This window comes from Micromonospora sp. NPDC005686 (assembly GCF_042871665.1).
Classification (GTDB): domain Bacteria; phylum Actinomycetota; class Actinomycetes; order Mycobacteriales; family Micromonosporaceae; genus Micromonospora.
On record NZ_JBIAIY010000005.1, the window covers coordinates 422419 to 444367 of the forward strand.

Sequence of the window (21949 nt, forward strand, 5' to 3'; positions counted from 1 at the left end):
GGACGCGCGGCTCAGCGCAGCGCGATCGCGGCCAGCGCGGCGTTGACGATGCTGCCGGGCAGCAGGTCGTGCAGCTCGTACAGCTCCCGGACGCTGCCGGACTGGCCGAACTCGTCCACGCCGAGCGGCACCGCCGGTGCGCCGACCGCCGAGCCCAGCCAGGCCATCGCGTGCGAGGCCGCGTCGTGCACGGTGACCACCGGCACCCGGTCGGCGAACGCCGACCGCAGCGCGCCCGGGACGCTCGGCACGGTAGCGGTCCGCACACCCTGGCGCAGCGTCCGCTGCCACGCCCGGTAGAGCCGGTCCAGGCTGGTCACGTCGACGACGTGGGCGGCCACGCCCTCCTCCGCCAGCTCCGCGGCGGCGGCCAGGACCTCCGGCAGCACCGCGCCGGAGGCGGCGAGCTGCACGACCGGGGCGTCCGCCAGATCGGGGTACGCCTGGTGCGCGTCGACGAGCCGGTACGCGCCGGCCACCACCTGCCGCCGCAGCACCGCGTCCCCGAGCCGCGCCCGCGCCGCCTCGAACGGCGCCTGGTCGATCGGCCGGGTGCTGAGCCGGAAGTAGTACGCCCCGTCCTCGGCCGGCGCGGCGGTCGCGGCCGGAGCGGCGCCACCGGCGATCTGCCCGAGCGCGTCACAGAGCAGCCAGTCGAGGCTGCCGGCGTACGCGGGCTCCAGGAACGTCACCCCCGGCAGCTCCAGGCCGACCGAGGCGGTGATGGTGGACTGGTGCGCCCCGCCCTCCGGGGCCAGCGTGATGCCGGACGGGGTGCCGGCCACCACGAACCGGGAACCGGAGTACGTACCGTAGAGGAACGCGTCCAGACCGCGCAGCACGAACGGGTCGTAGACGGTGCCCACCGGTAGCAGCGGCTGGCCGGACAGGTCCCACGACAGTCCGAGCTGGCCCAGCAGCAGGAAGAGGTTCATCTCCGAGATGCCCAGCTCGATGTGCTGCCCGGCGGGGCTCTCGGTCCAGCGCAGCATCCGGTCCTCGGTCCAGGAACGCTGCTCGGTCGGCGCGAAGACGCCCGTCTTGTTGATGAACCCGGCCAGGTTGGTCGAGGTGGCCACGTCCGGCGCGGTGGTCACCAGGTAGGGCGCCACCTGCGGATCGCGGGCCAGGTCGACCAGCACCCGTCCGAAGGCCTCCTGGGTGGAGACCGGCTTGTTCGCGCGTACCCTCGTGGTCTCCGGAACGGTGACGCCCAGCGCACGCTCGCGCGGCGGGCGGGACAGCGCCTCCCGGCGCTCGCCGGCCCGGATGCCGGCCGGGGACGCCGGGTCGAGGCGGTCCCACTCGGTCTCCGGCGTCAGGCCGTGCGCGGCACGCAGCGCGTCGATCTGCTCGGTGGTGAGCAGCGCCGAGTGGTTGCGCGGGTTGCCGGCGATGGGCAGGCCCCAGCCCTTGACCGTGTACGCGAACACGACGCTGGGCCGGTCGGCGACCGCGTCGCACTGGGCGTACGCGTCGAGCATGGCCTGCGCGTCGTGCCCGCCCAGGTCGGTGACGAGCGGGCCCAGCTCGTCGTCGCCGATGTCGGCGACGAACGCGGCCACCTCGGCCGGGGCGCCGTCCAGGAACTGCTTGCGCAGCGCGGGGCCAGCCAGGCCGAACAGCGACTGGTACTGCTCGTTGGGCATCCGGTCGATCCAGTCGCGCAGCGCCGCGCCGCCCGGCCGGGCGTACGCCTCGGCGAGCTTCCGGCCGTACTTGACCTCCACGACGTGCCAGCCGGCCGCCTCGAACTGGCCGCGCCACTGGTTGATCCGGATGCCGGGGACCACCCGGTCCAGCGACTGGCGGTTGAAGTCGACCAGCCACATCACGTTGCCGAGCCCGGTGGTGGCCGGGTCGGCGACCGCCTCCCAGATGTTGCCCTCGTCCAGTTCGGCGTCGCCGATGAGGGCGACGAACCGGGAGTGCGGACGCGGACCGAAGTGCGCGTCGACGTAGCGGCGGGTGACGGCGGCGAACAGCGGCGCGGCGGCGCCCAGGCCGACCGAGCCGGTGGAGAAGTCCACCTCGTCCGGGTCCTTGGTCCGCGACGGGTACGACTGGAGCCCGCCGCGTGCCCGCAGCTTCGGCAGGTACGACCGGTCGAGGTTGCCGAGCAGGTACTGGATGGCGTGGAACACCGGCGAGGCGTGCGGCTTCACCGCGACCCGGTCCTCGGCGTCCAGGTGCTGGAACCAGAGCGCGGTCATCGCGGTCACCAACGAGGCGCTCGACGCCTGGTGGCCGCCGACCTTCACCCCGTCACCGGTGTCGCGGTCGTGGTTGGCCGCGTCGACGATGCGGGTGGCGAGCCAGAGCACCCGGCGCTGGATCTCGTCGAGGACGTCGAGGTCGTGCTGGTTCACGGTGACTCCATCCGGGCGTCGCCGTTGACGCCCTCTGCGGGGTGAGGAGCGGACGAAGGGCCCCTCCCCTGCCGGGAAAGGGCCCACACGACCGGGTCAGGCGCCGAGACGCGCCAGGATCAGCTCGCGGACCGTCTTCGCGTCCGCCTGGCCGCGGGTGGTCTTCATGACCGCGCCGACGAGCGCACCCGCCGCCGCGACCTTGCCGCTGCGGATCTTGTCGGCGACGTCCGGGTTGGCGGCGATCGCCTCGTCCACGGCGGCGGTGAGCGCGCCGGTGTCCGAGACGACCTCCAGGTTGCGGTTGGTCATGATCTCGGTCGGCGAGCCCTCGCCGGCAACCACGCCCTCCAGCACGGCACGGGCCAGTTTGTCGTTGAGCTTGCCGGCGTCGACCAGGCCCTGAAGCTCGGCGACCTGGGCCGGGGTGGCGCCCACGTCAGCCAGGTCCACGCCGGTCTCGTTGGCGCGGCGGGACAGCTCGCCCAGCCACCACTTACGGGCCGCGGCCGGGGTCGCGCCGGCGGCCACCGTCGCCTCGATCAGCTCGACCGCGCCCGCGTTCACCACCGACTGCATGTCGAGGTCGGACAGGCCCCAGTCCTGCTGGATCCGCTTGCGGCGCAGGCGCGGCAGCTCCGGCAGGGCGGCCTTCAGCTCGGCCACCCACGCGGTGTCCGGGGCGAGCGGCACCAGGTCCGGCTCCGGGAAGTAGCGGTAGTCGGTGGCGGTCTCCTTGGACCGGCCGGACGTGGTGTCGCCGGTGTCCTCGTGGAAGTGCCGGGTCTCCTGCGTGATCCGGCCGCCGGCCTCCAGCACCGACGCCTGGCGCAGCATCTCCGAGCGCACCGCCCGCTCGACCGAGCGCAGCGAGTTGACGTTCTTCGTCTCGGTGCGGGTGCCCCACTCCTCACCCGGACGGTTCAGCGACGTGTTGACGTCGCAGCGCAGCGAGCCCTCCTCCATCCGCACGTCGGAGACGCCGAGCGAGCGGACCACGTCGCGCAGCTCGGCGACGTACGCGCGGGCGACCTCGGGCGCGAGCGCGCCGGTGCCGGGGATCGGCTTGGTGACGATCTCCACCAGCGGGATGCCGGCCCGGTTGTAGTCGACGAGCGACTCGGTGGCACCGTGGATGCGACCGGTGGCGCCACCGACGTGCAGCGTCTTGCCGGTGTCCTCCTCCAGGTGCACCCGCTCGATGCCGATACGCACCAGCTCGCCGTTCACCTCGACGTCCAGGTAGCCGTCGAAGCACAGCGGCTCGTCGTACTGGCTGATCTGGAAGTTCTTCGGCATGTCCGGGTAGAAGTAGTTCTTCCGGGCGAACCGGCACCATTCGGCGATGGAGCAGTTCAGCGCCAGCCCGATCCGGATGGTCGCCTCGATGGCGGCCTTGTTCGCCACCGGCAGCGAGCCGGGCAGGCCGAGGCAGACCGGGCAGACCCGGGTGTTCGGCTCGCCGCCGAAGTCGGTCGGGCAGCCGCACCACATCTTGGTGTTCGTGCCCAGCTCGACGTGGGTCTCCAGGCCGATCACCGGTTCGAAGCGCGCGACGACCTCGTCGTACGCGGGCAGTGTCGTCGTCATCTGAGCTCCAGGCGCGATCCGGACAGAACCGTTCCAGACTAATCGGCTGGCCCGGCCGGCCCGCTGCCGGGCTTCGAGATCACCGCGCAGGGCCCGCCACGAGGAGCGGGCCCAGGCCGGGTGTCACTCGGGTGTGGTGAAGGTCCGCCGGCGGTTGTACGCCAGCACGAGCAGGATGCCGCCGACGGAGAAGGTCACGACGCTCAGCAGCAGCAGGACGAGCGGTGAACCCGGCCCGGTGATCGGCAGCCAGGCGCCGCTCACCTTCGACGGCGAGGGCGCCGGCTGGGGCGCCGTGGTGTTGCTCTCCGACGGCGTGGCGGCCGGATCGTCCGGCGTCGGCGTAACAGTCGGGTCGGCCGGGGTGGCCGTGGCCGTCGGGTCGGCCGGGGTCGCCGTGGGAGTGCCCGGGGTCCGGGCGACGACGGTCAGCGACACCTGCTTCGTGGCGCTGGTGCTGTGCCCCTTCGCCGCGACGGTGAAGGTGAACGTGCCGGCGCTGCCCGGCGTGCCGCTGAGCTTGCCCTTCTCGTCGAGGGTGAGACCGTCCGGCAGGGCCCCGGCGGCCAGGGAGAAGACGATGTCCGAGTCGCCGTCGGCGGTGAACTGGAAGGAGTACGGCTTGCCGACGGTGGCGGCGGGCGGTTCGCCGGAGGTGAAGGCGGTCGCGGCCACGGCGACGACGATCGTGGCGTCCTGCTCGTCGAAGAGGTCGTTCTTGTCGGTCATCCGCAGCGTGAAGGTGTACGTGCCGGCTGCGGTCGGCGCGCCCCCGAGCGACGTACCCACCACCAGCATCCCCGGCGGCAGGCTGCCCGAGGTCACCGACAACCCGTACGGCCCGGTGCCACCTGTCGCCTCGACCGTGTGGATCGCGTACACCCGGCCGAGGTACATGGGCGACCGGGGCTTGCCCGACGTGATGACGACCTTCGGCTGGCGTACCTCGATCGTCGCCGTCTGCTCGTCGAAGAGGCCGTTCTGGTCCGTCATCCGCAGCGTGAACGTGTACGAGCCCGGCGTGGTCGGCGCGCCCCCGAGCGACGTACCCACCACCAGCATCCCCGGCGGCAGGCTGCCCGAGGTCACCGACAACCCGTACGGCCCGGTGCCACCTGTGGCCTCGACGGTGTGGATCGCGTACGTCTGCCCGATGTACATGACCGACCGGGGCTTGCCCGAGGCGATGGTGACGGTCTCGGTGGCGGCGGTGGCCGGTTGCGCGGCGGCCGGCTGGGCGGCGCCCAGCAGCAGCGCGACGGCCATCGTCAGGGCCATGACCGGGCGAAGTGTCCCCATCGCACATCCAGTCTCGATCGGAGCCGCTCGCATCCGCCAGCGGACCACAGTCCAGTCGATCCAGCAGCCTCGGAGCTTATTCGACCAGCGCCAGTGACAGGTGACAATCCGCTGTTCGGTGATCACGGTGTCGCCGCGACGACAGCCGCGCCCGGCGCGGTCGTGGTGACCGCACCGGGCGCGGGACGTTTCCCGGTACGGAGACAGGCGGGCGGCCCGTCTCCGTACCCCTGCTTCAGAGCGCCGGCGGGGTGAGCGTGCCGACGGCGTTCTCCAGCGCGGCGGCGACCCGGTACATCCGGTCGTCGGCCATGGTCGGCGCCATGATCTGGAAACCGACCGGGAGCCCGTCGGACAGGCCGCACGGCACCGAGATGGCCGGGCCGCCGTAGAGGTTCGTCGGGATGGTGAACAGGTCGGCCAGGTACATCTGGTACGGGTCGGCGGTGCGCGACCCGATCGGGAACGCCACGAACGGCGTGGTCGGCGAGATCAGCGCGTCGACCTGCTCGAACGCGCTGGTGAAGTCCCGCGTGATCAGGGTGCGGACCTTCTGCGCCTGCCCGTAGTAGGCGTCGTAGTAGCCCGAGGAGAGCGCGTACGTGCCGATCATGATGCGGCGCTTGACCTCGGGGCCGAAACCGGCCTCGCGGGTCAGCGACATGACCTCCTCCAGCGACCGGTTGCCGTCGTCGCCGACCCGCAGGCCGAACCGGACGCCGTCGAACCGGGCCAGGTTGGAGGAGCACTCGCTCGGCGCGATCAGGTAGTACGCCGGCAGCGCGTACTTGAAGTGCGGGCAGGAGATCTCGACGATCTCCGCGCCCAGCTTCGCCAGCGCCTCGGCCGCGTCACGGAACGCCGCCATCACGCCCGGCTCCGCGCCCTCACCGGTGAACTCGGTGACCACGCCGAGCTTGACGCCGGCCAGGTCGCCGGTGGCGCCGAGCCGCGCGGCGGCCACCACGTCCGGCACCGGGGCCGGGATCGAGGTGGAGTCGCGCGGGTCGTGACCGCCGATCACCTGGTGCAGCAACGCGGCGTCGAGCACCGTACGCGCGCACGGGCCGGGCGTGTCCAGCGACGAGGAGAACGCGACCAGTCCGTAGCGGGAGGTGCCGCCGTAGGTGGGCTTCGCGCCCACGGTGCCGGTGACCGCGCCGGGCTGGCGGATCGAGCCGCCGGTGTCCGAGCCGATCGACAGCGGCGCCTCGTACGCGGCCAGCGCCGCCGCGCTGCCACCGCCGGAGCCACCCGGAATGCGCTCCAGGTCCCACGGGTTACGGGTCGGCCCGTACGCGGAGTATTCGGTGGAGGAGCCCATGGCGAACTCGTCCATGTTCGTCTTGCCGAGCATCACCGTACCGGCGGCGCGCAGCCGCTCGACGATCGTCGAGTCGTACGGCGGGCGCCAGCCCTCCAGGATCTTCGACCCGACTGTGGTCGGCACGCCCTTGGTGGTGAGCACGTCCTTGACCGCGACCGGCACACCGGCGAGCGGGCCCAGTTCCTCACCGGCGGCGCGACGCTCGTCCACGGACCGCGCGGCGGCCAGCGCCCCCTCGGTGTCGACGTGCAGGAACGCGTGCACCCGGTCGTCGACGGCGCCGATCCGGTCCAGGTGCGCCTGGGTGACCTCGACGGCAGAGGTCTCGCCGCTCGCCACCAGCCCGGCGATCTCGACGGCGCTCAGCTTCGTAAAGTCGGTCACGATGCCACATCCTCGTCCAGGATCCGCGGGACGCGGAACCGCTGCTCCTCGGCGTCGGGGGCGCCCGCCAGCGCCTCCTGCGGGGTCAGGCCCGGCCGCACCACGTCCTCGCGGAGCACGTTCGTCAGCGGCAGGGAGTGGGACGTCGGCGGGATGTCCGCCGCGGCTACCTCGCCGACCTGCGCGACCGACTTGAGGATCACGTCCAGCTGGCCGGCGAAGGTGTCCAGTTCCTCCTCCGTGACGGCGAGCCGCGACAGTCGCGCGAGGTGCGCGACCTCCTCGCGGGAGATGGCGGCCATCAGTGCCCCCTTCGTGGCTGTCCTGAGACGTCTGCGGTGGGCCGGCCGCGCGTGCGGGCGTGCTCGATGACGCGCGGTGACCGGAGCGAGTCTATTGTCCCGCCGTCACGACGACGCCTTCGACTCCCCCTCCGACGCCGGAGCTCCACGGCCGCCCGCCTCGGCCGGGCGCACCGGGCGGTAGCGGGACAGCCAGGCGACCAGGTCCCCGGCCGGCATCGGCCGGGCGTGGAACCAGCCCTGCGCCACGTCGCACCCGGCGGCGTGCAGCAGCCGCCAGGTGCGCTCGTCCTCCACGCCCTCGGCCACCACCCGCAGCCCGAGCGCCCCGGCCAGCTCGATCATCGAGCGGACGATCGCCGCGTCGTCCGGGTCCTCGGCCATTCCGAGGACGAACGAGCGGTCCACCTTCACCTCGGACAGCGGGAGCCGGCGCAGGTGCTGCAGCGACGAGTAGCCGGTGCCGAAGTCGTCCAGCGCGATGCCGACGCCGATCCGGTGCAACTGCGTGATGCTGGCGAGCACCCGCCGCGGGTCGGCCATCAGCGCGCCCTCGGTGATCTCCACCTGGAGCCGCTGCGGCGGCACGCCGTACCGGGTCAGCCGATCGGCGATCTGGTCGGCGATCTCGCCGGTGTGCAGGTCGCGGACGCTGACGTTGAGCGCGGCACGCAGCGTGAGCCCGGCCGCCGACCACTTGGCGAGCTGCTCCACCACGTCGTCCACCACGCGGCGGGTCAGCAGCCGCATCACCGCGCTCTGCTCGGCGACCTGGATCAGCTCGCCCGGGTCGACCATGCCCCGGCGCGGGTGCCGCCAGCGCAGCAGCGCCTCGACGCCCACCACCTCGCCGGTGGCGATGGCGATCTGTGGCTGGTAGTACATGGTGATCTCGCCCGGGTGCCCGGCCTGCTCCTCCGGCCAGACGGCGGCGCTCCCGTCTGCGGTCGGCCCGATGACGCCCGGCGCACCGGCGCTGACGGCTACCTGCGCGTCGTGCGCGGCGGCGGTCCCGTCGGCACGGTCCGGCGCGGCGGTCCCATCGGCACGGTCCGGCGCGGCTTCCCCGCCACCGGCCACGAACGGCGTGACCACCGCCCCGGCGGCGCCACCGGGAGCGGCCCGGCGGCGGATCGGATCGGCGCCGGTGAGGATGCGCTCGATCAGGTCGTCGTCGGGCCGCTCCTGCGCACGGTCCCGGCGGCGCCGCAGCCACCGGCTCGACCCGTCGCCGGACCGTCCCCCGCCCGCCCGCCCGCCGCCCTGGCCTCCGTCGCGCGCCGGGCGCTGGTTGCGCGACGGCCGCTCGGCCCGCGCCGGGCGCACACCCGACATCGCCGGCTCCAGCGCCGCGCCGTCACCCCCGCGTACGCCCACCGTCTCCCCGTCCGACGCGGACGGGCCGGACTCCAGCACCCGGCGCAGGTCGGCCAGCAGGCTCAGCCGCTCGGCCGAGTTGTGGTCGGACTCCGGCGCATAGACCGCCACCGTGTCGTTGCGGTGCTTCGCGTCGTACATGGCCACGTCGGCGTGGCGCATCAGGGTGGCGAAGTCCTCGCCGTGGTCGGGGTAGAGCGCGATGCCGATGGCGCCGCCCACGTCCAGCGGCAGCCCGTCCAGCGGCACCGGCTCGGCGAGCGCGGCGACCACCCGGTCGGCCCGCTCGCGCGCCTGGTCGATGTCGGTGAGCCGGGGCACCACGATGGCGAACTCGTCGCCGCCGAGCCGCGCCACCATGTCGCCGCCGCCGATCGCGCCCATCAGCCGGGCGCTCACCTCGACCAGGAGGCGGTCCCCCACCGCGTGCCCGAGCGCGTCGTTCACGTGCTTGAACCGGTCGAGGTCGAGCAGCAGCAGCGCCAGGTGCGCGTCCGGCGCGCCCCGAGCGGCCCGCTCGCCGTGCAGGTGCACCTGCTCGGCCACCTCGGTCAGCAGCGCCTTGCGGTTGGGCAGCCCGGTGAGCGGGTCCACGTCGGCGAGCTGTTCCCGTTCGTCGGAGAGCCGGGCCATCCGGTAGACCGCGAACAGCGGCACCAGCACCAGCGGGATCAGCGCCGCGCTGGCCCGGGCGGCGGCAACCAGGACCGGGGCGAGCAGCAGCAGCGAACCGGTGGCCAGCAGCTCGTAGGCCAGGCCGCTGCGGAAGCTCGGCCACCACCGGTCCCCGAAGCGCAGCCGGACCGCGGAGCTGACCAGCCCGTAGTTGACCACGAACCAGGCCACCGTCGCGCCGCCCACCGCCGCCACGTCGGTCCAGCGCAGCCGGCCGTCGTCGAACAGCTCGCCCGGACCGAACCAGGTGACGGCGTACGCGGCGGCGAGCGCGCACGCGTACTGGGCGGCGTTGAAGCCGGTGCGCCAGGGGGCGTACCCGAGTCGCCAGCCGCTGACCGCGACCGCCACGGCCTGCACCGCGACGGCCGGACCGAGGCCCCAGCCGAGCAGGATCGCGAAGGTGAAGCAGGTCGACGGGAACACCGCCGAGGTCTGCCGCCGGCCGGGCGGGACGAACGGGCGAGCGTCGCAGGCGACGGCGAGCGCCGCCATTGTCCAGAAGGCCGCCGGCAGCTCCGTCAGCCGATCGGCGAGCGTGACGAGCGGCCCGGCCGAGACCAGCAGCGCGACCGCGCCGATCGCGCCGACGAAACCGAAGAACGGCCCGCTCCGCCCGGTCGGGACGGAGTTACGCGGGTCGCCGGTCTCCATCGCACCTCCCGGGGGAACGTCTTGGCGCGCGCCGTCACGCGTCGTACGCCAATGAAACGCCCTCCGAGGCGGTTTCCCCGACACGACAGCCACGAATCGGTTCTAGTCGTAATTAACTTGGTATGCGCCGCACGGTCGCCGTGACCAGCCCGTCAGCCCTCCACCCGGGCGACCTCGCGGGCGGCGTCGGGGCCGGCGTCCAGCAGGACGCGGAAGCCGTCCTCGTCGAGGACCGGCAGTTTCAGGGTGGCGGCCTTGTCGGCCTTGGAGCCGGGGTTGTCGCCGACCACCACGAAACCGGTCTTCTTGGAGACCGAACCGGTCACCTTGCCGCCCTGGGCCTGGATCGCCTCGGCCGCCTGGTCGCGGCTGAACCCACTCAACGTGCCGGTGACCACCACCGTGACGCCGTCGAGTGGTCGCGGCCCCTCGTCGGCGGCCTCCTCGGCCATCCGTACGCCCGCCTCGGCCCACTTGCGCACCACTTCGCGGTGCCAGTCGACGGCGAACCACTCCTTCAGGCTGGCCGCGATCGTCGGGCCGACGCCGTCCACGGAGGACAGTTCCTCCTCGCCCGCGGTCTCGATCGCGGCGATGGAGCGGAAGTGCCGGGCGAGCGCCTGCGCGGCGGTCGGGCCGACGTGCCGGATGGAGAGCGCCACCAGCACCCGCCACAGGTCGCGTTCCTTGGCCTCGGCGAGGTTGTCGAGCAGCTTGGTGGCGTTGCTGCCGAGGCTGCCGTCCTTGTTGACGAAGAACGGCGACCGGCTCAACTGCTCGGCGTCGAGCTGGAACAGGTCGCCCTCGTTGGTGATGATCTCGGCGTCCAGCAGCGCCGCCGCGCCCTTCTCGCCGAGCACCTCGATGTCGAGCACCTTGCGGCTGGCCAGGTAGAAGACCCGCTCGCGGATCTGCCCCGGACAGGCCCGCCCGTTGGGGCAGCGGATGTCGACGTCGCTCTCCTTGGCCGGCGCGAGCGGTGTCCCGCAGGCCGGGCAGGTGGTCGGCATGACGAACGGGCGGGCGTCGGCCGGACGCAGCTCGACCACCGGGCCGAGCACCTCGGGGATCACGTCGCCGGCCTTGCGCAGCACCACCGTGTCGCCGATGAGCACGCCCTTGCGCTCGACCTCACGGGCGTTGTGCAGGGTCGCCAGCGCGACTGTGGAACCGGCCACCCGGACCGGTTCGAGGACGGCGAACGGGGTGACCCGGCCGGTGCGCCCGACGTTGACGTCGATGTCGAGCAGCTTGGTGTTGACCTCCTCGGGCGGGTATTTGAAGGCGATCGCCCAGCGGGGCGCCCGGCTGGTCGAACCGAGGCGGCCCTGAATGGAGACCGGGTCGACCTTCACCACCACGCCGTCGATCTCGTGCTCGACCTCGTGCCGGTGCCTGCCGTAGTAGGCGATGTATTCCGCCACTCCGGCCAGGTCGTCCACCACCTTCCACCTGTCACTGGTGGGCAGCCCCCACGCCTTGAGCGCGGCGTACGACTCGGACTGCGCGGCCGGCCGGTAGCCGGTGCGGGCGCCGATGCCGTGCACCACCAGGCGCAGCGGGCGGGAGGCGGTCACCCGTGGGTCCTTCTGCCGCAGGCTGCCGGCGGCGGCGTTACGCGGGTTGGCGAACGGCGCCTTGCCCTGCTCGACCAGGCTCGCGTTCAGGTCGGCGAACGCGGCCACCGGGAAGTAGATCTCGCCGCGCACCTCCAGGAGCTCCGGCACGTCGGGGAAGTCACCGGCCGGGGTCAGCCGGGCCGGCACGCCCTTGATGCTGCGCACGTTGGCGGTGACGTCCTCGCCGGTGCGGCCGTCACCCCGGGTGGCGGCGCGCACCAGCCGGCCCTTCTCGTAGGTCAGGTTGATGGCGAGCCCGTCGACCTTCAGCTCGCACAGATAGGGCACCGGGCCGCCCGCGTCGCGCTCGACCCGCTCGGCCCAGGCGGTCAGCTCCTCGTCGGCGAAGGCGTTGTCGAGCGAGAGCATCCGCTCGGCGTGGGCGACCGGAGTGAAGTCGGTGGAGAAGGTGCCGCCGACCCGCTGGGTGGGCGAGTCGGGGGTGCGCAGCGCCGGGTATTCCGCCTCCAGCGCCTCCAGCTCCCGCAGCTGCCTGTCGAACTCCGCGTCGGTGACGGTAGGCGCGTCCAGCACGTAGTAGCGGTATTGGTGCTCGGTCAGCTCCTGGCTCAGCGTGGCGTGCCGCTCCCGCGCAGCCGGGGTCGGCTCGGCCCCGGCCGCCGCCTCCTGGGCCGCGTCGGCCGCCGTGGGAACCGCTTCTTCGGACACGCCGTCACCTTCGGACACCGCTGTCGACCTCCCGTGTCGGTGCTACCCGAGAACCGTAGCGGTCGGGGGTGACAGTCGTCCGGCCACCCGCGCCGAGCAGGGCGGACCGGCACCCGTCGCGCCACCCGGGCGGGTCGGCCCCGGCCGTGCGACGATCGCGTCGGCGGCACTGGGCGACAACGGTCGGGAGGCGGGCGGCGGATGCGCGACGGGGTGATCTGGGCGCTGGTGATCGCGGCCTGCGTCGCGGCCGGCTGGCTGTGGAACGAGTGGCGCCGCCGGTCGGCCGAACGCGCCGCCGGCACGCGCGACCGCACCGACGGGCGGCGCCCGGGCAGTGGCCGCGGCAGCCGGGCCGGCGGCGGGCCACGGGGTGGCCGCACCGCAGCACCGCCGAGGCCGCGGGGTGCCGGGCGGACCGGCCGGGACGAGCCCCGGCCCGGGGAGATCTGGTGGGCCGACGTGCCCTACGCCGACGGAACCGGTTCGAAGGTGCGCCCCTGTCTGGTGCTGCGGGTCGACGGCCAGGACGCCGAGGTGCTGAAGATCACCAGCCAGGACAAGTCGGACCGGGACGACCACCTGCCGATCCCGACCCGGGACTGGGATCCGGACGCCGACCACGACAGCTACCTGGACGTCAGCGAGCCGATCCCGGTGCCGCTGAGCGCGTTCGCCGACCGGGCCGGCACCTGTGACCCGGCCCTGTGGCGTGGTGTCCGGCGGCTGAGCCACCTGACCGGCTGAGCGCGGGCGGCGTCACCCCTCGTCGCGGGATGCGGCGCCGCTCGCCTCCCCGTCGAACGCGGCGGCGAGCGCGGTGAGCTGGCCCGCGTACTCGATCCGGCCGGCCCATCCGGCGGGCCAGGCGGCCATGCCGTACGCGGCACCGACAAGCGCGCCGGCCAGCGCGGCGATGGAGTCCGAGTCACCGGCGGTGGTGGCGCCCCGGGCCAGCGCGCCGACCGGGTCGTCGGCGTGGCGTAGCGCGCAGAGCAGCGCGGTGGCCAGCGCCTCCTCGGCGATCCAGCCCTCGCCGGTGAGCCGGCACAGGTCGCCGCCGTCGTCCGGGCGGGCCAGCGCCGCCTCCAGCCGGCTTAGCACGTGCAGGCAGTCGTCCCAGCCCCGGGCGACGAACTCGGCCGCGCTGCTCTGGCCGGGGCGCTGCCACAGGTCACCGAGCCAGTCGTCCCGGTAGACGGTGCGCTGCTCCCGGGCCCGCTCGGTGAGCAGGCCCGGCAGCTCCGGCAGCGTCGCGCCGTCGCGCAGCAGCCGGACCGCGTACGCGGTCAGCTCGCTGGCCGCCAGCCCGGTCGGGTGGCCGTGGGTGAGGCCGGCCTGGAGCTGGGCCAGCCCGGCCATGGTGTCCAGGTCGACGTCGAGCAGCCCGACCGGGGTGACCCGCATGTTCGCGCCGCAGCCCTTCGAGCCCGCCACGGTGGCCTCCTGCCAGCGGGTGCCCCGGGCCAGCTCGGCGCAGGCCCGCAGGCAGGTCATGCCGGGTGCGCGGTTGTTCTCCGGGCTGACCGACCAGTCGACGAAGCGCTGCCGCAGCAGCGGCTCCACCGCCCCGACCGTGTACGCGGGCGCGTCGTGCAGCGCCCACGCCACGGCCAGCGCCATCTGGGTGTCGTCGGTGACCAGGGCCGGATCGCCGGTCAGCTCGCGCGGACCGGCCGGACCGTAGCGCCGGACGATCTCGGTGACGGTGAGGAACTCGGTCGGCTTGCCCAGGGCGTCGCCGTAGGCCAGGCCGAACAGCGAACCGGCGGCACGGCCGGTGGCGGTGGAGGCGGTCACGCTGGCGATCATGCCTCCGCCGCGCAAGTTGCGGAAGATCAGTCCCAGCAGAGGCAGAACGGGTGGCCGGCCGGGTCGGCGTAGACCCGGAAGCCCTCCCCCTCGCCCGGCAACCGCCGGGCGCCCAGCGCCAGCACCGCCTTCTCGGCCGCCTCGATGTCGTCGACTGTCACATCGAGGTGGAACTGCTGCGGCCGGGCCGGGTCGGGCCAGTCGGGGGCGCGCAGGCCCGGCGCCCGCTGGAAGGCCACCCGCGGCTGGTGCCCGGGCGGACCACCGAGCACCACCCACTCGTCGCCGTCGGAGTTCTCCTCCACCAGGGGCAGGCCGAGCAGCTCGGAGTAGAAGGCGGCGAGCGCGTGCGGATCGGGGCAGTCGATCACTGTGGAACGCAGTCGTCCAATCATGCCGGTCATGGTGCCCGGCGGGTACGACGGAAAACGTCAGTCCTCGGCGAGCCGCCGGCCGGCGTCGCGGCAGGCGGTGAGCACCGCGCGGGCGTACTCCGGGGTGGCGCCGGCCAGGCCGCACGCGGGGGTGACCACCACCTGCTCGGCCAGCCGGCGGCGGGGGAAGCCGAGCCGGTCCCAGACCCGCAGGACCCGGTCGGCGACCTCGGCCGACGTGGGCGCCCGGCCGGAGGCCGGCGGCAGCGTCGGCGCGGCGCCGGCCAGCAGCCCGAGGCCCGCGTCGATCGCCTCGCCCAGCGGGTCGAGGTCCTTGACCAGCGACAGGTCCAGCGCGACGCCTGCCGCGCCGGCGGAGCGGATCAGCTCCAGCGGCACGTCCGGCGCGCAGCAGTGCACGAGCGCCGGTACGCCGGCCGCCTCGATCACGTCGCGCAGCAGCGCCCGCGCCACCTCCGTCTCCACCGGACGGTGGGTGCCGAGGCCGCTCTCGGTGCGCACCCGGCCGGCCAGCACCTCCGGCAGCGATGGCTCGTCGAGTTGGAGCAGCACCGAGGCGCGGGGCAGCCGCCGGGTCACCGCCTCGACGTGCCCGCGCAGCCCTTCGCCGAGCGAGCCGGCAAGGTCGCGTACCGCGCCCGGGTCGCGCAGCATCCGGCCACCGATCGGCAGCTCCAGCGCGGCGGCCAGGGTGAACGGGCCGGCGGCCTGGACCTTCACCGGGCCGGCGTACTCCTCGGCCTGCTCGGCGAGCTGGTCGAGGTCGCGTTCCATCAGGTCACGGGCGCGGCGCAGATCCCGGCCCGGGCGCGGGGCGATCCGCCAGCGGGCAGCGTACAGCTCGATCGGCAGTTCGACGAGCAGGCCGCCGGTCCGGCCGACGAGGTCCGCGCCCGGTCCCCGGGCGGGCAGCTCGGGCAGGTGCGGGAGGGCGGGCAGCTCGCCGAGCACGATCCGCTGCGCCTCGGCGATGTCGGTGCCGGGCAGCGAACCGATCCCCGTCGCCGCACCGGTGGGCCAGGGCCATGCCTGCTCAGTCACTGCCGCAGCCTATCCGCTGCCGGTCCGTGGTCAGGCGGCGGTGATGGTGGCGGAGCCGAGGACCACGTCGCCGGCCGGATCCGGCCGGTAGGCCACTATCGCCTGGCCGGCGGCGACACCCCGGAGCGGGCGGCGCAACGACGCGCGCAGGCCGTCGGCGTCCACCTCGACGGCGGCCGGCACCACGTCACCGTGTGCCCGCAGCTGCACCTCGCACTCGACCGGCCCGTCCGGGCGCGGCCCGCCGGTCCACACCGGGCGGGTGGCGCGCACGTCGGAGACCTCCAGCGCCTCGGCCGGGCCGACCGTCACCGTGTTCGTGGTCGGGGTGATGGACAGGACGTAACGGGGCCGGCCGTCCGGCGCCGGGCGGTCCAGGTGCAGCCCACGCCGCTGCCCGACGGTGTACTGGTAGGCGCCGCTGTGGCTGCCCACCACCGCGCCGGTGAGCGCGTCCACCACCTGCCCCGGGGCCTCGCCGAGGCGCCCGGCGAGGAAGCCGCGGGTGTCGCCGTCGGCGATGAAGCAGATGTCGTGCGAGTCGGGCTTGTCGGCCACGGTGAGGCCGCGCCGGGCGGCCTCCGCGCGCACCTCGGCCTTCGTCGAGTCACCGAGTGGGAAGATCGACCGGTCGAGCTGCGCGCGGGTCAGCACCGCCAGCACGTACGACTGGTCCTTGGCCGCGTCGACGCTGCGCCGCAGCAGGCCGTCCGGGCCGAGCCGGGCGTGGTGGCCGGTCACCACCGCATCGAAACCCAGGGCCACGGCCCGGTCCAGCACCGCGGCAAACTTGATCTTCTCGTTGCAGCGAAGGCAGGGATTCGGAGTACGCCCGGCGGCGTACTCGGCCACGAAGTCGTCCACCACGTCCTCGTGGAACCGGTCGGCCATGTCCCAGACGTAGAACGGGATGCCGAGCACGTCGGCGGCCCGGCGGGCGTCCCGGGAGTCCTCCAGCGTGCAGCAGCCCCGGGCGCCGGTGCGGTACGTCTGCGGGTTGCGGGCCAGCGCGAGGTGCACGCCTGTCACGTCGTGCCCGGCCTCCACCGCCCGTGCCGCCGCGACGGCGGAGTCCACCCCGCCCGACATCGCCGCCAGAACCCTCACCGGCCCACTCCCCTCGTCCGCACCGAGCGTATCCGGGTCAGCGGGGCGTACGGAGAGCGGCCGCGCGGCGGGCCCGCTCCACCGCGCCGGGCAGCGCGGCGATCAGCGCGTCCACGTCCGCGCCGGTGCTCGTGTGCCCGAGCGTGAAGCGCAGCGAGGACCGGGCCCGGTCGTCGTCGGCGCCCATCGCCAGCAGCACGTGCGAGGGCTGGGCCACGCCGGCCGAGCAGGCCGAGCCGGTCGAGCAGGCGATGCCCTGGGCGTCCAGGAGCAGCAGCAGCGCGTCCCCCTCGCAGCCGGGGAAGGAGAAGTGCGCGTTTCCGGGGAGCCGGTCGGCCGGGTCACCGTTGAAGATCACCTCGGGGACCGCCTGGCGCACCCGCTCGACCAGCTCGTCGCGGAGCGCGGCGACGCGTGCGGCGTACTCCTGCTGGCCCTTCACCGCGGCCTCGACGGCGACCGCGAACGCGACGATGCCGGCCGTGTCGAGCGTCCCGGAGCGCACGTCGCGCTCCTGGCCGCCGCCGTGCAGCAGCGGCGTGGCCGCCACGTCGCGGGCCAGCAGCAGCGCGCCCACGCCGGTCGGCCCGCCGAGCTTGTGCCCGGTCACGGTGAGCGCCGACACGCCGGCTGCGGCGAATTCGACAGGCACCTGCCCGACCGCCTGGATGGCGTCGGTGTGGAACGGCACACCGTGCTCGGCGGCGACGGCGGCCAGCTCGGCCACCGGCTGGACGGTGCCCACCTCGTTGTTCGCCCACATGGCGGTGACCACCGCGACGCGATCGCCGTGCTCGGCCAGTTCGGCGCGCAGCCGTTCCGGATCGAGCCGGCCGGCCGCGTCGACCGGAAGCCGCCCGGCCTGCGCGCCCTCGTGGTCGACCAACCAGTCCACCGCGTCCAGTACGGCGTGGTGCTCGACCGCGCTGGAGACCACCCGGACCCGGTCGGCCCGGTCGGCGCGACGAGCCCAGAAGATGCCCTTCACGGCGAGGTTGTCGCTCTCCGTACCGCCGCCGGTGAAGATCACCTCGGAGGGGCGGGCACCCAGCACGGCCGCCACCCGCTCGCGGGACTCCTCCACCCGCCGCCGGGCCCGGCGACCTGCCGCATGCAGCGACGACGCGTTGCCGACGTCGCGGGCGACGGCGGCGTACGCCTCGAGTGCCTCGTCCAGCATCGGGGTCGTCGCCGCGTGATCAAGGTATGCCATCACGGTTCAGCCTAACGGCCCGCGGGCGCGCGGCCGGGGGCCGGACCGCCCCGTCCCACCCGGGGCGGTCCGGCCCGCTCACGCGGGAACCTCCATGATCATGCGGGAACAGCCGTGACCACGATGTTGTCCCGGTAGCTGCGGGTCTTCGCGTCGAACGGCCCGCCGCAGGTGATGAGCGTGAGGCGGGGCTTGCCGTCGCGGGCGAAGTACCGCTCCAGCGGGATCTTCGACTTCCGGTACTCCTCGCGGGCGACCACCCGGTATGCGCGCTCGCGGCCGTCCGAGCCGGTGGCGGTGAGCGTGTCCCCCTCGTCCAGCTCACGCAGCCGGAAGAACGCCCCCTTGCCCTGCTCGGCGCTGTCCACGTGCCCGGCGATCACCACCGAGCCGGCGCCGGCCTCCAGGCCCGGGCCGTACCGGTACCAGCCGACCCGGTCCACGCTGGGTGGCACCTCGAACTCGTCGGTGCGTTCGTTCACGCCCACCGGTTTGACGGTGGCGGTGACCCGGATCGGCGGGATGCTCAGCTTCACCGGCGGCACGATCTCGCCGCCGGCGGGCAGCGTGCCCGGGTTCACCGGGACCGAGCCGCCGCCGCTCGCCGAAGCGGCCGGTGTGGGCGTCGGCGTCGCGCTCGCCAGGGCGGCCACCTGGTCGCCGCCGACGTCCTCGGCGCTGTCGGATCCGCACGCCACCACACCCGCCAGGATGAGCGCGGCGGCGCCGGCGGCCATCGCCGCCAGCGCCCCGCGGTTGCGCACCGTCACCGGCGACCGGCCCGGGCGGTTGCCGCCACCCGCGCCGAGCCGCCGACCAGGAGCAGCACGCCGGCCCCGGCCAGCACGTACCACCAGGTGTCCACGCCGGTGTCGGCCTGGCCGCCGGTGCCGCTGGGCACGCCGCCCGGCGCCGAGTGCAGGCCGTTGATGGTCTGCGCGACCACGCTCAGGTTCTTGGCCTCGGCCGAGCCGATGGCGTAGACGATGGTGGCGGTGCCCTCCTTCAGGTTCAGGTCGGCCGGGCCGATGGCGACGGTGTCGGTGCCGGCGAGCACCACGTCCGCCTCGACCGAGCCGGCGGCCACGTCGGCCTTGGCCTCCTTCGGGTTGGTCAGGTTCTCAAAGACCGGCTTGCCGCCGGCCCGCACGTCGACGGCCGGGGCGGCGGCGGTGTGCCGGACGACCAGCCGGGCCTTGCCGGCGCCCACCTTGGACACGTCGTTGACGAACGGGGTGATCTGCGGCTTGCCGTCGGCGCTCAGGTGGGCGGCGAGGCTGATGTTGGCCCCGCCCGGCACCTCGGCGTCGTCCACCTTCAGGATCGCCTTGTCGATCGCCTCACCCGGCTTGGTCAGGGCGATGTCGTACTCCCCCTCGGGCAGGGTGAGCGGACCGGCGACGTCGCCGGGCTTGAAGTTGTTGAGCGTCTTCTCGCCGTTGACGTACACGTCGACCGGGGTGTCCGGGATGCCGTGGACCACGGAGACCTTCGACGAGGCGGCGTAGGCCGGGCTCATGGTGGCGGCGCCGACGCCGGCGAAGGTGAGGGCGGCCACCGCGCCGCCCGCGGCGACCCGACGGAACATCGCGTACTGCATTGTCTGCCTCCTGGTGGTTGATGCTGATTCGTCAGGCCTGGCTTGCAGAACGGGTTACGCCGGCTCCGTCATCCCCGGATGCACCCGGATCCGATTTCTTTTTCCCGTCTCCGGGCGCATCCGCCGGACCCTCCGGCGACGAAGGAGAGGTGACGAGGGTCGTGACGACACACCGGGAGGGTGGGGCGAGGGCTGTGAGAGTTACAGTCGGGCATGCCCCACGGAAGGCGAGCCGCCCGGTGACGGCGGCGAAGCAGGGCCCCGAACCGCCGGGCGAGGACGACCTCGCCGTCCGGTTCCGCGACGGCGACGAGGCCGCCCTGCGAGAGGCGTACGACAGGTTCGGCCGAGCGGTGCTGCACCTGGCCACCACGACGCTCGTGAACCGCAGCGACGCAGAGGACGTGACCCAGGCGACGTTCGTCGCCGCATGGCTGGGCCGGGAGACGTTCGACCCGGCGAAAGGCTCACTGGTCGGCTGGCTGCTCGGGATCGGGCGGCGCAAGGTGGTCGACCGGATCCGGGCCGCGGCCCGGGAGACCCGGGTGGTCGAGACGGTGAGGCAACTGCCCGAGCCGGTCTCCACCGGCCCCGACCCGGACACCGTGGTCGACCGGCTGGTGGTCGCCGACGAACTGGCCCGGCTCCCCGACGACCAGCGGCGGATGCTCGAACTGGCCTTCTACGACGACCTGACACACCAGCAGATCGCGGCCGTGACAGGAGTGCCGCTCGGCACGGTAAAGAGTCACATCAGACGCGGCATGCAGAGCCTGAAACGCAGATGGGAGGTGGACGGTGCAGCACCTGGACCACGACCGGCTGGTCTTTCTGGCGCTCGGTGAGAGCGAGGCGGCTGACGGTGAGACCACCCATCTGGACGCCTGCGACCACTGCCGGGGCGAGATGGAGACGCTCCAGCACGTCGCCGGGCTCGGCGCGGGCACCCAGGGCCTGGCCGACCTGCCAGACCCGCCGGAGCACATCTGGCAGGGCATCGTCGCCGAGATCCGGGCCGCCGAGGAGCTGCCGGCGCTGACCGAGCGGCGCCTGCCGCGCCCGGCCGACCCGGTGGAGCCGAGCGCCGTACCCGCCGTACCCGCCGCGGCACGTCGTTCGCGCCGGAACCGACGCTGGCCCGGGTGGGCGACCACCGCGGTCACCGCCACCGCCGCCGCGGTGATCGGCGTCGCCGGCACCGCCGCGGTGCTCGGCGGCGGCGGCGAGCAGGCCGATCCCCAGCCGCAGGTGGTGGCCAGCGCGCCGCTCGCGGCGTTCGGGGCGACGCCCAAGGACGCCGCCGGCGACGCCCGGGTGCTCGGCGACAACAGGTTGCATCTGCACGTGACGAATCTCCCGAGCGTTCCGGGGTACTACGAGGTCTGGCTGATCGATCCGAAGACGATGGAGATGCTCTCCGTGGGTACGCTGAGCAACGGTTCGGGGGACGCGCTCCTGCCGATCCCCCGCAACATCGACCTGCGCACCTACACCGTCGTCGACATCAGCGCGGAGCAGTACGACAACAACGCCCGTCACTCCGGCGACAGCCTGCTGAGGGGCACCCTGACGGGCTGATCGGCGGGCCGGCTCAGCTCCCCGGCCCGCCGATCAGCTCCCTGCGAGAAAAGGCCGCCGCCCGGATCACCGGGCGGCGGCCTTTTTTCACGCGACACTCACTTGCGCTTGCGGATCTCCTCGGCGGCCTGCGGGACGATCTTGAACAGGTCGCCGACCACGCCGTAGTCGGCCAGTTCGAAGATCGGCGCTTCGGCGTCCTTGTTGACCGCGACGATGGTCTTCGAGGTCTGCATGCCGGCCCGGTGCTGGATCGCGCCGGAGATGCCCAACGCGACGTAGAGCTGCGGGGAGACGGTCTTGCCGGTCTGACCGACCTGGAACTGGTGCGGGTAGTAGCCGGAGTCGACCGCCGCGCGGGACGCGCCGACCGCGCCGCCGAGCAGGTCGGCCAGTTCCTCGACCAGCTTGAAGTTGTCGGCGTTGCCGACACCGCGACCACCGGAGACGACCACCGACGCCTCGGTCAGTTCCGGGCGGGAGCCCTTCTGCTCGGCGACCCGCTCGACGACCTTCGCGAGCTTGTCCGCGTCGGTGACCGACACGGTGAGCTGCTCGACGGCCGGGGTGGCCGCGGCCGGGGCCGGGGCGAGCGAGTTCGGCCGGACGGTGACCAACGGCAGACCCTTGACGACCTTGGACTTGACGATGGCCGAGCCGGCGAACGCCACCTGGGTGGCGGTGCCGTCGGCGGCCAGACCGACCACGTCGGTCAGGATGCCGTTGTCCAGCTTGACCGCCAGCCGCGCGGCGATCTCCTTGCCCTCCTGCGACGAGGCGAGCAGCACCGCCGCCGGCTGGACGCGCGTGACCAGCTCGGCGACCACGGTGGCCTTCGGCGCGACCAGGTAGCCGTCGATCTCCTCACCCTCCGCGGCGTAGATCTTCTCCGCGCCGTACTCACCCAGCTTGGCGCTCAACGCCTGCGCGGCACCGAC

The 21949-nt window shown here is 73.7% G+C and carries 18 protein-coding genes; 3 read left to right on the forward strand and 15 right to left on the reverse strand.

The window, feature by feature from the left end:
- Nucleotides 1-11: 11 nt before the first annotated feature.
- The 7 genes from ACFYON_RS15190 to ligA all read right to left on the reverse strand — a co-directional run bounded on the left by ACFYON_RS15190 (nucleotide 12) and on the right by ligA (nucleotide 12265).
- Complete coding sequence (locus ACFYON_RS15190) at nucleotides 12-2369, reverse strand: pyruvate dehydrogenase (RefSeq protein WP_354865950.1); 2358 nt, start codon at nucleotides 2367-2369, stop codon at nucleotides 12-14.
- 96 nt (nucleotides 2370-2465) lie between these two features.
- Entirely contained in the window at nucleotides 2466-3959 is a 1494-nt protein-coding gene (gene gatB / locus ACFYON_RS15195) for an Asp-tRNA(Asn)/Glu-tRNA(Gln) amidotransferase subunit GatB (RefSeq protein WP_355015004.1), read from the reverse strand.
- A 123-nt stretch (nucleotides 3960-4082) separates the two neighbouring features.
- Nucleotides 4083-5237: a putative Ig domain-containing protein gene (locus ACFYON_RS15200; RefSeq protein ID WP_355094426.1), complete on the reverse strand. Its 1155-nt coding sequence runs from the start codon at nucleotides 5235-5237 to the stop codon at nucleotides 4083-4085.
- Between the two features lie 256 nt (nucleotides 5238-5493).
- Nucleotides 5494-6969 carry an Asp-tRNA(Asn)/Glu-tRNA(Gln) amidotransferase subunit GatA gene (gene gatA / locus ACFYON_RS15205; RefSeq protein ID WP_355015002.1) on the reverse strand — a complete coding sequence of 492 codons (1476 nt, stop codon included), beginning with the start codon at nucleotides 6967-6969 and terminating at the stop codon, nucleotides 5494-5496.
- Complete coding sequence (gene gatC, locus ACFYON_RS15210) at nucleotides 6966-7271, reverse strand: Asp-tRNA(Asn)/Glu-tRNA(Gln) amidotransferase subunit GatC (protein WP_355015001.1); 306 nt, start codon at nucleotides 7269-7271, stop codon at nucleotides 6966-6968. The genes gatA and gatC overlap by 4 nt, the downstream gene beginning before the upstream one ends.
- A gap of 105 nt (nucleotides 7272-7376) precedes the next feature.
- The gene (locus ACFYON_RS15215; protein WP_354865960.1) at nucleotides 7377-9977 is read right to left on the reverse strand and encodes a bifunctional diguanylate cyclase/phosphodiesterase; all 2601 of its coding nucleotides are present in this window, start codon (nucleotides 9975-9977) and stop codon (nucleotides 7377-7379) included.
- 152 nt (nucleotides 9978-10129) lie between these two features.
- Nucleotides 10130-12265: an NAD-dependent DNA ligase LigA gene (gene ligA / locus ACFYON_RS15220; RefSeq protein WP_354865962.1), complete on the reverse strand. Its 2136-nt coding sequence runs from the start codon at nucleotides 12263-12265 to the stop codon at nucleotides 10130-10132.
- Between the two features lie 201 nt (nucleotides 12266-12466).
- On the opposite strand from ligA, the gene ACFYON_RS15225 reads away from it, so the two are divergent.
- Nucleotides 12467-13012 (forward strand): type II toxin-antitoxin system PemK/MazF family toxin, encoded by a 546-nt coding sequence (locus ACFYON_RS15225; RefSeq protein ID WP_354865964.1) that lies wholly within the window; start codon nucleotides 12467-12469, stop codon nucleotides 13010-13012.
- Between the two features lie 12 nt (nucleotides 13013-13024).
- Here the strand turns inward: ACFYON_RS15225 and ACFYON_RS15230 are convergent, their stop codons facing one another.
- From ACFYON_RS15230 to ACFYON_RS15260, 7 genes are all read right to left on the reverse strand, one after another.
- The gene (locus tag ACFYON_RS15230) at nucleotides 13025-14077 is read right to left on the reverse strand and encodes an ADP-ribosylglycohydrolase family protein (protein ID WP_354865966.1); all 1053 of its coding nucleotides are present in this window, start codon (nucleotides 14075-14077) and stop codon (nucleotides 13025-13027) included.
- Nucleotides 14078-14103: 26 nt separating this feature from the next.
- The gene (locus ACFYON_RS15235; RefSeq protein WP_216932406.1) at nucleotides 14104-14472 is read right to left on the reverse strand and encodes a VOC family protein; all 369 of its coding nucleotides are present in this window, start codon (nucleotides 14470-14472) and stop codon (nucleotides 14104-14106) included.
- Between the two features lie 36 nt (nucleotides 14473-14508).
- Entirely contained in the window at nucleotides 14509-15513 is a 1005-nt protein-coding gene (locus tag ACFYON_RS15240) for a methionine synthase (protein ID WP_354865968.1), read from the reverse strand.
- 30 nt (nucleotides 15514-15543) lie between these two features.
- Nucleotides 15544-16620: a tRNA 2-thiouridine(34) synthase MnmA gene (gene mnmA / locus ACFYON_RS15245; protein ID WP_354865970.1), complete on the reverse strand. Its 1077-nt coding sequence runs from the start codon at nucleotides 16618-16620 to the stop codon at nucleotides 15544-15546.
- Between the two features lie 37 nt (nucleotides 16621-16657).
- A complete protein-coding gene (locus ACFYON_RS15250) occupies nucleotides 16658-17833 on the reverse strand; it encodes a cysteine desulfurase family protein (RefSeq protein ID WP_354865972.1) in 1176 nt (391 codons plus the stop codon).
- A gap of 98 nt (nucleotides 17834-17931) precedes the next feature.
- Nucleotides 17932-18603, reverse strand: coding sequence for a class F sortase (locus tag ACFYON_RS15255; protein ID WP_354865974.1), 672 nt, complete (start codon nucleotides 18601-18603; stop codon nucleotides 17932-17934).
- A complete protein-coding gene (locus tag ACFYON_RS15260) occupies nucleotides 18600-19433 on the reverse strand; it encodes a DUF4397 domain-containing protein (protein WP_354865976.1) in 834 nt (277 codons plus the stop codon). The genes ACFYON_RS15255 and ACFYON_RS15260 overlap by 4 nt, the downstream gene beginning before the upstream one ends.
- A gap of 239 nt (nucleotides 19434-19672) precedes the next feature.
- Here ACFYON_RS15260 and ACFYON_RS15265 point away from each other — a divergent pair, with 239 nt between their 5' ends.
- Both ACFYON_RS15265 and ACFYON_RS15270 read left to right on the forward strand, forming a co-directional pair.
- The gene (locus ACFYON_RS15265) at nucleotides 19673-20278 is read left to right on the forward strand and encodes a sigma-70 family RNA polymerase sigma factor (RefSeq protein ID WP_354865978.1); all 606 of its coding nucleotides are present in this window, start codon (nucleotides 19673-19675) and stop codon (nucleotides 20276-20278) included.
- Nucleotides 20232-21011, forward strand: coding sequence for an anti-sigma factor (locus tag ACFYON_RS15270; RefSeq protein WP_354865980.1), 780 nt, complete (start codon nucleotides 20232-20234; stop codon nucleotides 21009-21011). The genes ACFYON_RS15265 and ACFYON_RS15270 overlap by 47 nt, the downstream gene beginning before the upstream one ends.
- Before the next feature lie 98 nt (nucleotides 21012-21109).
- Here ACFYON_RS15270 and ACFYON_RS15275 read toward each other — a convergent pair.
- On the reverse strand, nucleotides 21110-21949 hold an 840-nt coding region (locus ACFYON_RS15275; RefSeq protein WP_387320816.1), incomplete at its 5' end, for an electron transfer flavoprotein subunit alpha/FixB family protein.